Source organism: Flavobacterium sp. UW10123, assembly GCF_040538975.1.
Taxonomy (GTDB): domain Bacteria; phylum Bacteroidota; class Bacteroidia; order Flavobacteriales; family Flavobacteriaceae; genus Flavobacterium.
Genome location: NZ_JBEWQE010000001.1, coordinates 501,167 through 514,046, shown reverse-complemented (window position 1 = coordinate 514,046; position 12,880 = coordinate 501,167). Strand labels below are relative to the sequence as shown.

General features: G+C 31.1%; 11 protein-coding genes. 8 read left to right on the top strand and 3 right to left on the bottom strand.

Annotation, left to right across the window (positions count from 1 at the left end; translation table 11 throughout):
- The first annotated feature begins 67 nt into the window (after positions 1-67).
- Entirely contained in the window at positions 68-301 is a 234-nt protein-coding gene (locus tag ABXT06_RS02270) for a putative signal transducing protein (RefSeq protein ID WP_354589279.1), read from the top strand.
- Positions 302-1,146: 845 nt separating this feature from the next.
- Complete coding sequence (gene rpiB / locus ABXT06_RS02265) at positions 1,147-1,578, top strand: ribose 5-phosphate isomerase B (protein WP_008465784.1); 432 nt, start codon at positions 1,147-1,149, stop codon at positions 1,576-1,578.
- 141 nt (positions 1,579-1,719) lie between these two features.
- On the opposite strand, the gene ABXT06_RS02260 is transcribed toward rpiB, so the two are convergent.
- Complete coding sequence (locus ABXT06_RS02260; protein ID WP_160780525.1) at positions 1,720-1,989, bottom strand: DUF1294 domain-containing protein; 270 nt, start codon at positions 1,987-1,989, stop codon at positions 1,720-1,722.
- 116 nt (positions 1,990-2,105) lie between these two features.
- Between ABXT06_RS02260 and ABXT06_RS02255 the strand changes: the two genes are divergently transcribed.
- The gene (locus ABXT06_RS02255) at positions 2,106-4,229 is read left to right on the top strand and encodes a Tex family protein (RefSeq protein ID WP_354589278.1); all 2,124 of its coding nucleotides are present in this window, start codon (positions 2,106-2,108) and stop codon (positions 4,227-4,229) included.
- A 109-nt stretch (positions 4,230-4,338) separates the two neighbouring features.
- Here the strand turns inward: ABXT06_RS02255 and ABXT06_RS02250 are convergent, their stop codons facing one another.
- Positions 4,339-6,870: a T9SS type A sorting domain-containing protein gene (locus ABXT06_RS02250; protein ID WP_354589277.1), complete on the bottom strand. Its 2,532-nt coding sequence runs from the start codon at positions 6,868-6,870 to the stop codon at positions 4,339-4,341.
- A gap of 118 nt (positions 6,871-6,988) precedes the next feature.
- On the bottom strand, positions 6,989-7,168 hold the full coding sequence (locus ABXT06_RS02245) for a Sec-independent protein translocase subunit TatA/TatB (RefSeq protein WP_008465789.1): 180 nt from the start codon (positions 7,166-7,168) through the stop codon (positions 6,989-6,991).
- Positions 7,169-7,381: 213 nt separating this feature from the next.
- On the opposite strand from ABXT06_RS02245, the gene ABXT06_RS02240 reads away from it, so the two are divergent.
- The 5 genes from ABXT06_RS02240 (at position 7,382) to ABXT06_RS02220 (ending at position 12,827) form a co-directional block, all read left to right on the top strand.
- Entirely contained in the window at positions 7,382-7,888 is a 507-nt protein-coding gene (locus ABXT06_RS02240) for a peptidase (protein WP_354589276.1), read from the top strand.
- 11 nt (positions 7,889-7,899) lie between these two features.
- Positions 7,900-9,384: a GH3 auxin-responsive promoter family protein gene (locus ABXT06_RS02235; RefSeq protein WP_354589275.1), complete on the top strand. Its 1,485-nt coding sequence runs from the start codon at positions 7,900-7,902 to the stop codon at positions 9,382-9,384.
- 137 nt (positions 9,385-9,521) lie between these two features.
- Entirely contained in the window at positions 9,522-11,201 is a 1,680-nt protein-coding gene (locus tag ABXT06_RS02230; protein ID WP_354589274.1) for a DUF6909 family protein, read from the top strand.
- A gap of 7 nt (positions 11,202-11,208) precedes the next feature.
- Positions 11,209-12,204 (top strand): hypothetical protein, encoded by a 996-nt coding sequence (locus ABXT06_RS02225; RefSeq protein ID WP_354589273.1) that lies wholly within the window; start codon positions 11,209-11,211, stop codon positions 12,202-12,204.
- Between the two features lie 74 nt (positions 12,205-12,278).
- The gene (locus tag ABXT06_RS02220) at positions 12,279-12,827 is read left to right on the top strand and encodes a hypothetical protein (protein WP_354589272.1); all 549 of its coding nucleotides are present in this window, start codon (positions 12,279-12,281) and stop codon (positions 12,825-12,827) included.
- The last annotated feature ends 53 nt before the right edge of the window (positions 12,828-12,880 follow it).

The following is a 12,880-nucleotide window of genomic DNA, read 5'->3' as shown; positions in this document are numbered from 1 at the left end:
ATTACAGATTTTAACAATTAGAATTATTAAAATTATAACTTTTCGTACATTTACAAAAACACGTTATATGGAAAGCTTTCAAACCATCGCCGTATTCAATTATCAGCACGAAACAGTGGTTCTCAAACACTTACTAGAGCAAGAAGGAATTCCTTATTTTTTCGAAAACGAAATGACGCTTTCCGTTATGCCATTTTACTCAAATGCCCTGGGCGGAATCAAACTCAAAGTTCATCCAGAAGACTTCGAACAAGTTCAGCAAATTCTGGACAATCTCAACAATCCGCTTAAAATCGTCTGAAACAAAAATTCAAAAATCAATTCCAATTTCAAAAATCAATTCCAATTTCAAAAATCAATTTCAAATCAGAAGTAAAATTCAATTCAAAAAATAAAATTTTTCAATTTCAACTTTTTTAGTTTTCAACATATATTAAATACAACAAAAAAGATTTTTAAAAATTTAAAAAAATTTGGTTGTTATTATAGCTTGTTAATATGTCGAATAAATTTTTTTTTGAAGCCATTGAAATCTCGTTTTACTTATTTATTCTGAGTTATCAACATAGTTATTTTTAGTTAAATTACTTATTTATAAGACTTTTTGTATTTTAATTAACAACGGTTGAAAACCAAATTTGAATTGATTTTGTAGATAAGTTGATATGTTGATTACTGTTGAAAATGGTATTTTTGATATTGATAACTTTTCCAAAAATTCACGAAACTTTTCTTGCATATTTAAATCACGTTTTGGATTAAGCATTTTTATTAAACAACCAAAAAAAACTTCTAATTTTCTTTTCGAACTTATTAACATTTTCTGTTAACTTAAAGTTAATTGAATATCAAGTAATTACAAACTCCTATTAACACCTCAAAATTTTAACAAATATTTTGAATATTATTTATTGATTATGAGATACTTATAGAGTTATCAAAATTGTTAATAACCTATAAGGTTTTGATAGTAAGATAGTTGTAAAATGAGATTATTTGCCAAGAATCGCACGAATGTACACGAATTTATTTTGGAATGTTTACATAGTACTTAAAAAGAAAAAAATTTGTGAAAATTAGTGCAATTGGTGGCAACCATTTATTAATTGAGTAAATTTGCATAACACAACTTAATAGTATAGAAAAATGAAAATTTCGATAGGAAACGACCACGCAGGACCAGAATATAAAAAAGCAATTGTTGAAATGCTGAAAGCTAGAGGTTATGAGGTAACTAATTATGGTACAGATACTGATGCTTCTGTAGATTATCCAGATTTTGGACATCCAGTTGCCAATGATGTATCTGAAGGAAAAGCAGATTTTGGAATTGTAATTTGCGGAAGCGGAAATGGAATTGCGATGACTGTTAATAAACACCCGAAAGTAAGAGCTGGCTTATGCTGGACTAAAGAAATCGCGTATTTAACTCGTTTACACAATGATGCAAATATTGTTAGTATTCCGGCGAGATTCACATCTATTCATCAAGCTGTTGAAATCGTTGAAACTTTTTTAGATACAGCTTTTGAAGGCGGAAGACATCAAAATAGAGTGAATAAAATTGCTTGCGCATAAAAGTCAAAAAAAAAATTCGGTGCTTCGCACCTATTCATAAACACACCGGGCTGATTTTTTAATTTGCCCGGTTTTTTATTTTAAGTATTTATTATTCAGTGTTTTAAAATATATTTTTTGAGTTATCAACAATGTTAATATCTACTTTTTATAGTTTAAATAAGCAATTATAAGTGCTAATTGAATTGCTAAAATCACAACGAACTTTACAATAAAAGAAGTTTTACTCGTTTTATGTCTAAAAAGTAACATCGCTGTTAATAACCCTGGCGATCCTCCAGTTAAAGCCATGAGAAACAAGGTTTTTTCAGGAACACGTCGGTTATTTTTTCTGGCTTGAGATTTGTCATATCCCGCAAAAATAAAAACGAGAATATTTATAAATAAAAAATATAGTAATAAAACTTCCATTGGCTTAAAATTAAAAACAAAGATATTATTTTAGCCAAATGATTTACTATTTTGCAGAAATGCTTTAACAAGTAAATTATATCATTTTTAAGTAAGAAAATCATTTCATTAAAAGTATGACCAATATTCAATTCATTGCCAAGTCTGTTCAGGCGCCAGCAACAAGTATTCAAAACACAGTTAAATTATTAGAAGAAGACTGTACGATTCCGTTTATTTCTCGATATAGAAAAGACGCAACCGGAAATCTGGATGAAACTGTAATTGAACAGATTGCAAAACTGCAGAAAGAATATGATACGTTGATAAAACGTAAAGAAGCGGTTTTAAAATCGATCGAAGAGCAAAAAGCGCTTACGCCAGATTTGAAGAAAAAAATTGAAGATAGTTTTGATTTACAGGAAATAGAAGATTTTTACCTTCCATATAAAAAGAAGAAAAAAACAAAAGCCGATGTGGCGCGCGAATTCGGATTGGAGCCATTAGCAAAATTAATAATGTCTGAAAGCGATGTTGATTTTGATTTTATTTCGACGCAGTATTTAAATGAAAATGTTATTAACGAAGAAGCCGCTATTCAAGGCGCTAGAGATATTGTTGCCGAATGGATCAACGAAAATATCTATGTTCGTAAACAATTAAGGAGATTGTTTCAACGAAAAGCTACGATTGCTACTAAAGTCGTAAAAAAGAAAGCGGAAGAAGAAGGTGCACAAAAGTTCAATCAGTATTTTGATTGGGAAGAACCTTTGACAAAAGCGCCGGCACACCGTTTATTGGCAATGTTACGTGCAGAAAACGAAGGTTTTATCAAAATGAAAATAGATGTTGATATCGACGATGCGTATGATGTTATTGACGAAATCATCATTAAAAAACAAAACAATTCAACATCACATTTGCAGCTGGCAATTGAAGATAGTTATAAACGTCTATTGAATCCAGCAATTGGAAATGAAACTTTGCAGGAAGCAAAAGCAAAAGCAGATGCTAACTCAATTCAGGTTTTTGCAAACAATTTAGGACAGTTATTACTTGCTCCGCCATTGGGAGAAAAACGTATTTTGGCAATCGATCCAGGATTTAGAAGCGGTTGTAAAGTAGTTTGTCTAGACGAAAAAGGCGATTTATTATATAACGAAACCATTTATCCGCACGCGCCTCAAAACGAGGAAACTATGGCGATTAAAAAAATTCGTTCGATGGCAAATGCGTATCAAATTGATGCTATTTCTATCGGAAATGGAACGGCTTCAAGAGAAACAGAATTTTTCATCAAAAAAATTGCGTTTGACAAACCAATTCAGGTTTTTGTGGTATCTGAGGCAGGAGCATCGGTATATTCGGCTTCAAAAACAGCTAGAGAAGAATTTCCAGATTATGACGTAACCGTTCGTGGTTCGGTTTCTATCGGAAGACGACTTTCAGATCCGTTGGCCGAATTGGTAAAAATCGATCCGAAAGCGATTGGAGTAGGGCAGTATCAACACGATGTTGACCAAACTAAATTGAAAGAAGAATTAGACAGCACAGTTATTCGTTGTGTGAACTCGGTTGGAATTAATATTAACACGGCAAGCAAGCATTTGCTAAGTTATGTGAGTGGAATCGGGGAAAAGCTTGCCGAAAACATTGTACAATATCGTTCTGAAAATGGACCTTTTGAAGATAGAAAACAGCTGAAAAAAGTGCCTCGTTTAGGAGATAAAGCGTATCAGCAAGGAGCAGCGTTTATTAGAATTACAAATGCTAAAAATCCGTTGGATAATTCGGCGGTGCATCCAGAAGCGTATCCGGTTGTTGAAAAGATGGCGAAGGACTTGAATATTTCTTTAAACGAATTAATTGCAAATAAAGAGAAAACAGCGCTTATTAAGCCAGAAAAGTATGTAACACCAGAAATTGGTTTATTAACGCTGAAAGACATCATAAAAGAGCTTGAAAAGCCTGGATTAGATCCAAGAAAGTCGGCCAAGGTTTTTGAATTTGATGCAAACGTAAAATCAATCAAAGATTTGAAAACGGGAATGATTCTTCCAGGAATTGTTAATAACATCACCAACTTTGGCTGTTTTGTTGACATCGGAATTAAAGAAAGCGGTTTAGTGCATATTTCTCAGTTAAAAGCTGGGTTTGTGAGCGATGTAAATGAGGTGGTTAAATTGCACCAGCATGTTGATGTGAAAGTGACTGAGGTCGATGAAGATAGAAAGAGAATTCAGTTAACGATGGTTTTGTAAAAATTCCAATTTTCTAAATTCCAAATTCCAAAATGGTTGGAATCTTTAAATAAAAAAACTCCCAAATTACATTCGTAGTTTGGGAGTTTTTAGTTTATAAATCAAATAATTATATTTTTATGAACTTTTGTGAAGCTTCTCCATTTTCGGCTTTTATTTTAATTAAATACAAACCTGATGTAAAAGAGCTTACATCTATTGAAGTATTTACATTTTCTTTTGTGTAAATCAATCTTCCTAACAAATCATAAATTTTTACAGAGTAATTAGATTCATTTAGTGAGTTAATATTTAATGTATTTTTTACTGGATTTGGCCATACAGAAAATGATTTTTTTTCTTTGATGAAATCTTCGTTTGATAAGACAACTTCTGTTCCTTTTAAACGTATTATAAAAGCTGAAGCATTATCATTTTTATAGCTAGTAAATGCGCCTCCAATTATAATTTTACCATTATTTTGTAAAGCTACTGTTTTTAAACTTGAATCATTTTCAGATATTGAAAAATATGGAATGTTAAATTGAGAAGCTATAAAGGAGCTATCAAAACTGCCGTTAGAATTTATTCGCATTATTCTTGGACTTATACCTCCAGCAACCAAAATTTTCCCATCTTTCTGCAAGGCCATGGATAAAATATAGCCAGTAAAATTATTATTTGTTTTAAAAGTTAAATCCCTACTACCGTCAGGATTTAGACGGATAATGCCGTCAGCAATATTTCCTTGGAAAAAAGAAAATTTTCCTCCGACAATTATTTTTCCATCAGGCTGAACAATAATTGAATGAATATCACCTAATGTATAGGTACTTCCAAATCCTACACCAATATCAAAGGTTTCATCTTTACTTCCATCATTGTTCAAACGTATTAAATAATTTTGGCTAATTCCCTTATACTTTTGAAATTTACCTCCTACAATAATTTTGCCATCTACTTGCAATGCAATGGTTAAGACGTCAGTATTGAATCCACTGCCTATATCAAAGCTTGTATCTTTGCTACCATCTGTGTTTAAACGAATTAAACGACCTTGCTGTTTATTTTGATATGAGCCAAAATTACCTCCCACTAAAATTTTTCCATCTTTCTGGATGACTGTAGTATTAATATCTCTACTAAATCCTAAAGTTCCAATATTAAAAGAATTATCTTTAGTTCCATCAGAGTTTAATCTAATTAGATAGAAATTATCCTCATTTTTAAACTTGTTAAAAGCGCCACCAACTATTATTTTACCATCTATTTGCTGACTTATAGAATTTACGGCGCCATTAAATCCTTCACCAATATTTAAAGATTCATCTTTACTACCATCATCATTAAAACGAATTAAATTTTTTTGATGGATTCCTTGATATTTATTGAATTTTCCACCTACAACTATTTTATTGTCAGATTGAATAGTTACAATATTTACAACATTATTCAGACCACTTCCAATATCAAATGAGGGATCTTTGCTACCATTTTCATTTAATCGAATTAAATAATTTTCGTTAAGATCTTGAAAAGAAGTAAAATCACCTCCTAGAATTAGTTTTCCGTCTGGCTGAATATTTATAGAATTTACAGTCGGACCATTATAAATGCTAAATCCATTTCCGATTTTAAAAGAAGTATCCATACTTCCATCAGTATTTAAACGAATCAAATGGTAATTGTCAGTGAGACTGTAATTGGTAAATGCACCACCAACCATTATTTTTCCATCTTGTCTTAATGCAATTGCATCAACACGAAAATTAAATCCATTTTTTATGTAAAAAGAAGTATCATTAGTTCCATCTTTATTTAATCGTACCAAATGTCTTTTAATATTACCATCATATTCGTAAAAAAAACCGCTGGCAATTATTTTTTCATCCGGCTGTATTATCAGAGATTTTACATAATAATCAAAACCATTTCCCTTTTTAAATGTTTTATCCTCACTTCCATCATTATTTAATCTTGCTATATTACTAGAAATCCTTCCTTGAAAATAGTCAAACATTCCACCAACTATTATTTTTCCATCATTTTGTCTTGCAATACAATATACACCATTGTCAAAACCAGTACCAATATCAAAAGAAGAATCTTTGCTTCCATCACTATTCAAACGGATTAAATATTTCTGTGAAGTCCCTTGGTATTCTATAAAGTTACCCCCGACAAGTATTTTCCCATCATTTTGAATTAATATGGAACTCACAACCCCCAAAAAATTATTGTCATTTTTTTTGCTGGTGAATCCACTGCCAATATCAAACGTAAAATCTTTAGTTCCATCAGGATTTAAACGAATCAAATAATTTTGTGTTGTATTGTTAAATTTTATAAAAGTACCTCCAACAATTATTTTTCCATCATCTTGTAAGGCAATAGAATAAATAGTTCCCTCTATTCCATTTGAAAAAGAAGTGTCTTTACTGCCATCTGAATTTAAACGAATAAGACCATTTTCAGCTGCTCCCCTGTAAGCACTGAACCTACCGCCTACAAGTATTTTTCCATCTGGTTGAAGGACAGTAACAAAAACTATATCATTAAATCCGGGATAAGATCCAAAAGTTTGATCTATCTCTGTCGGATTCTGAGCGGAAATAGTATAAGTTGTTAAAAAGAAAATTAAAAAAAGTAGAGTTTTTTTCATAAAAATAAATTTCATCAAATATATCGAAATTTTCTTTCAAGAATATTTTGCGAAATTTATAAGCAAAAAAAAATCCCAGATTACATTGTAATCTGGGATTTTAATTTTTTCGAATTTCTTATTTTGTTTCTTCCTCTTGTTTTTTAGAAGCAGCAGGTTGATCGTCTTTAGCAGCGTTTTTAAATTCCTTAATTCCACTTCCTAAACCTTTCATTAATTCTGGAATTTTTTTACCTCCAAAAAGTAATATCACAATACCTACGATAACAAGGATTTCTGTAAGACCTAATCTTCCCATGACTAATATATTTAATGCCGAAGCAAATTGTTTTTCTTAATTATTCCGCAAAGGTATATAGAAATATACGAAATAGAAGTATTTTTAGTTTAAAATATTTCAATCAGACCGCGTTAAATATTTTATAAAATCGTAAATTATAGCTCTTCATGAAATTTTTCGAATAAATATCATGATGATTAATTATTATATTTGCTAGCATAAAGAAGGATAATGAATCAAAAGAAGAAAAAGAATTTTAGAAAAAAACTGTTCATTAAAAACCGATTAGTAATTTTAAATGAAGACACTTTTGAAGAGATATTTTCTTTTAGGCTTACTTTAATGAATGTCTTTGTAACGTTTACTTTAGGCGGAATATTTCTAATTTTGGTTACTACTTTCATTATTGCTTTTACACCCCTTCGCGAATTTATTCCTGGATATTCTTCTACAGAATTGAAACGAAATGCTACGAGACTGGCAATTAAATCTGATTCTTTAGAAACGGCTTTGAAACAAAATGAAGTTTATATAAAAGGAATTCAGAAAGTTTTAAAGGGAGAATTAGAATATTCAAAATTTAATAAAGATTCTATATTAGCAGAATCTGTTGAAGATGCTTCAGATTTAAACATGAAAGCATCTGATGCTGAAATAAAATTAAGAGAAGATGTCGCTGAAACTGAAAAAGAATTAAAGGCAAAAACTCAAGACAAAAAGAAAAGTGACAAAAAATAATACCACTGAAAATGTCAATTAAGTCAATTGCGGCGAAAATATTTGCCCGAAAAATATATAAACAAACGCTTAGATGGACTGAAAATCCTGTTGAAACACAACATAAGGTTTTTAAAAGTCTGATAGAAAATGCTGAAAATACAGAATTCGGAAAAGATCATCATTTTAGTCAGATAAAAACTTTTGATGATTTTCAGAAACGAGTTCCTGTAAGGGATTATGAAGATTTGAAACCGTATGTTGAAAAGGTTGTAAAAGGCGAAGCGGATATTCTCTGGAAAGGAAAACCATTATATTTTGCTAAAACTTCGGGAACTACTTCAGGAGCAAAATTTATTCCGCTTACCAAAGAATCGATGCCTTATCATATAGAAGCAGCAAGAAACGCCATTTTGCATTATATCAACGAAACAGGAAACGCCGATTTTGTTGACGGAAAAATGATTTTTCTGCAAGGAAGTCCAATTTTGACTGAAAAATACGGAATTAAATTTGGGAGACTTTCTGGAATTGTAGCGCATTTTGTTCCTAAATATCTGCAGAAAAACAGAATGCCATCTTGGGAAACCAATTGTATAGAAGATTGGGAAACCAAAGTAGATGCCATTGTGGACGAAACTATAAAAGAAGATATGTCGGTTATTTCTGGAATTCCGTCTTGGGTTCAGATGTATTTTGAACGTTTAGAGCAAAAAAGTGGTGGAAAAAAGATTAGCGAGATATTTAAAAACTTTAATTTGTTCATTTACGGCGGTGTTAATTACGAACCTTATCGTGCTAAGTTTGAGCAGATGATAGGTAAAAAAGTAGACAGCATTGAATTGTTTCCTGCTTCTGAAGGTTTTTTTGCGTACCAAGATTCGCAGAAAGAAAAAGGAATGTTACTACTTTTGAATTCGGGAATTTTTTATGAGTTTATAAAAGTAGACGAATTCTTTAACGAAAACCCGAAAGTATATACAATTGGTGAAGTTGAGGTAGGAGTAAACTATGTTTTGATTATTTCTACTAATGCAGGGCTTTGGCGTTATAATATTGGAGATACTGTTCAGTTTACTTCTTTAGCACCGTATCGTGTTATAGTTTCTGGACGTATTAAACATTATATTTCGGCTTTTGGCGAGCACGTAATTGCTAATGAAGTCGAAAATGCTATGAAAGAAGCTGTAAATTCAACCAATATTGTAATAAACGAGTTTACAGTAGCACCACAAATTACGCCTGCCAGTGGTTTACCATATCACGAATGGTTAATTGAGTTTGAAAAAGAGCCCGAAAATATGGAGGCTTTTGCGGAAACAATCGATAATTCAATGCGTAAGCAGAATATCTATTACGACGATTTAATTACCGGAAATGTTTTAAGAAAAGTAGTGATTACTAAAGTCTCAAAAAACGGATTCCAAGATTACATGAAATCGCAAGGAAAATTGGGCGGACAGAATAAAATTCCGAGATTGTCGAATGACAGAAATATTGCAGATAATTTGAAGTGAAATTTATCTTTTAAAAAGACCATCTAACAATTTGTTAAATGCGAACTCATTAAAGTTATCTATATAATTCCTACTTTCGTTGATCGAAATATTCGTATCTTCTTTACAAATGAAGAAGATTTTTAAAATTAAAGGACATGAAAGAAACCAAACATATATCAAGATCTAGAGCGCAGGAATCTTCTGCGGCTATAGAAAAAATGTACATTACAATGCGCCATTTATTCAACCGTGGTTTTTATAAACCAATGGGAGTTTCTGGCGACAGCTTACGCGAATCTTTATTGGCTTTACGTCCTGAAATTTATGGAAATATTGCCGAAGAAAAAGTAGAACTTAACGGACTTTTGTACGTTATAGAACGACTTCCTATCGGAATTGAGCAATGCCGTTTTATCAATTTAACTTCAGACGAAGGCTATTCTAAATCGCATTTCCAGCCAATTGTTCCCCCTAAAAGAAGAAGAAATTGCTATAGAATAGACGAAGAGCAAATGAACGTTGAAATTACTCGCGGACGTTCTGATATTTATGATATCTTGACACATTTGACTTTCATTTTTATCGAATCTCATAAAATAAAAAATAGAGTTTTAATAGATGATGGAGGAGAAGTTTCGCGCGATTGGCAGAAACTGGAACAAGCGGTTATGCAGACTAAAAAGCTTTCTCAAGTTGAAAAAGAAAAAGCAATTTCGCATGTTGCCAATATTTTAGCGAGAACTTTTGAGGAAGTTTTAGATATTTACGATGCTTTTGGTTCAGAAAATGCACCAGATCGTTTCTTACATGTTATTTATTGGTTAGGAAAATTAGCAATCGAAGAAATTGTTGAAAACAATAAACGTACAATTACTTTTAGTCCAGTTTTGCGTGAGCGTCTTGGACATCATATTCACGGAGAAATCTGGGCAACCAACATCAAAGAAGTATTAAAAGCAAACGATTTGTTGAAAAGACCAATTCACGTAATAAGTGCAAATATGCACAGTGTGATGAATTCGATTTTTGCGACGCCTCTTTTAAAAACAAAATTTAAAGGCAAAACAGATTTCTTTATTTATGAAGAATTAAGCGGTTCGGGTTCAAAAGAAATCAGATCTCAGGTTGAAGATTTGGCTTTAAAAAACGGAATGATTTCGCTGCCAGATTGTTCAGGAACCAATATTGATGTTCAGATTTTTGATACAGCTAAAATTGATTGGTCAAAAACAGCTTTTTCGCATGCTAATGTAGGCGAAGAAAAACCAGTTATTATTGTAATGGACTATGCTTTTGGAGAGCAGGCTTATGAAACCATTGATGAGCTTTTAAAACCATTCAAAAAAGAAACTTTACTGAATGTAAAATCGGTTTCTATTATGGGAAAAGCTGGAATTCTGGAAGGAGGAAAAGGAGATATCATGATTCCGTCTGCACATATCAATGAAGGAACGGCAGATAATTATTTCTTCGAAAACGAATTAACAGGCGCAATGTTTGAAGGAAATGATATAGACATTTATGAAGGTGCGATGGTTACCGTTCTTGGAACTTCATTGCAAAACAGAGATTTATTGAAATTTTTCCATGAATCTACTTGGGGTGTAATAGGTCTTGAAATGGAAGGATCATATTACCAAAAAGCGATTCAGTCTGCATCTAAAATTAGAAAAAGCGTACCGCATGATATCAAAGTTCGTTATGCTTATTATGCTTCAGATAATCCTCTAGAAACAGGAAGCACGCTAGCTTCAGGTGGATTAGGAACAACTGGGGTTAAACCAACTTATTTGATTACCATTAAGATTTTAGAACAGATTTTCAATATAAAATAAATTGTAAATGAGTACAAAAATACCGCAGGATAATCTAGATCAGGAGATTGATATTTTTGAAGTTTCAAAAAGTATTGGTAATTTTTTCGATAGAATAAATACCAAGATTTTTAATTTAATTCAATTCTTTGTTCGCAATAGGATTATTGTTTTGGTTTTAGTTTTGGTTGGTTTTGGTTTAGGACTTCTTTTAGATATAACTCAAAAAAAATACAAACAAGAAATTATCGTCGCACCAAATTTTGACAGTACAGATTATTTGTATGCAAAAATTGATTTAATTTACTCTAAGATTAGAGAAGACGACACTCTTTTTTTACAAAAGGCAGTTGGAATTCAACATCCTGAAAGCCTTATATCTATTACAATTAAACCTATATCAGATGTTTATAGATTGATTGAAAATAAACCTGAAAATTTTGAATTGATTAAATTGATGGCCGATAATGGAGATATAAAAAAAATTATAGAGGATAATCTAACAAGTAAAAATTATCGATACCATAGAATTTCAATTTTAACCAATGAATTAGCCGATAGTAAAAAAATAACTGATCCGCTTTTGAATTTTTTGAATAAAACAGATTTCTATAAAAAAATTCAGGAAGCAAAAATAGCAAATGCTAAAGAGAAAATAATTCATAATGAGGCTACTATATCTCAGATTGATGGTGTCTTGAAAGAATTTTCTGCCAAAGCAAATAGTTCGCAAAAAAGCAATAGTTTGGTCTATTATAATGAAAATACCCAGCTTAACGATGTTATTAAAACAAAAGGAGATTTAGTTAATGAACAGGGAGGTCATAGACTTGAATTAATTGGATTTGATAAAATTATAAAAGATATCAGCACAACATTAAATATTGAAAAAAAAGGTATTATTTATGGACATAAGAAATTGATATTTCCGGTTTTACTTGTTTTTCTTTACGTATTACTGCATTTTTTTAAAGCTTTTTATAGAAAACAGAAAGTATTAATGACGGAGAAAACAAATGTTTAAAAATATAACACACTTTGGTTGAGATAAAGATTTTTTTTAAAGTTTAAAAACTAAATTTGCCCAAAAAATTTAAAATGAGAACAAAACTATTTTTTGCAAGTTTGATTTTATTTGTAACATTCACTTCATGTAAGAAAGAAGTAAAACAAGATGAAGTTAAACCAGTTGAACTTGAAACACAAAACAATAATTTTCAGGTAACCTTGACAGCAACAGTAAAAACAGACGATAATTTTCAGCTATATTACAGTCAGGATGCCTACGAAGCTCCATATAAGGAAGAAAATTCGGTTTGGATGGCTGTAAAGGCAAATGAAAATCCGCAGGATATCGTTTTTAATCTTCCTGAAGATGTAATTCCAAACTATATCAGAATTGATTTTGGAACAAATGAAGCACAAAAAGAAATCATCATTAAAAACTTTAAGATGAAGTATTACAGTAAAAGTTTTGAAGCTAAGGATTCATTATTTTTCAATTACTTTATTCCAAATGATTGTATAAAAATTGTAGACAAGAAAAACTCAATTGTTCAAAATTTCAAAACAAAAGAAGGAAAATACGATCCGTTGTTTTATTCTGAGAAAGCACTTTACGATCAGATTCAATTAATTGTAAAATAACTTACATAAGATTTAAGAGCCACAAAAATGTGGCTTTTTTTATCTGCGACCTA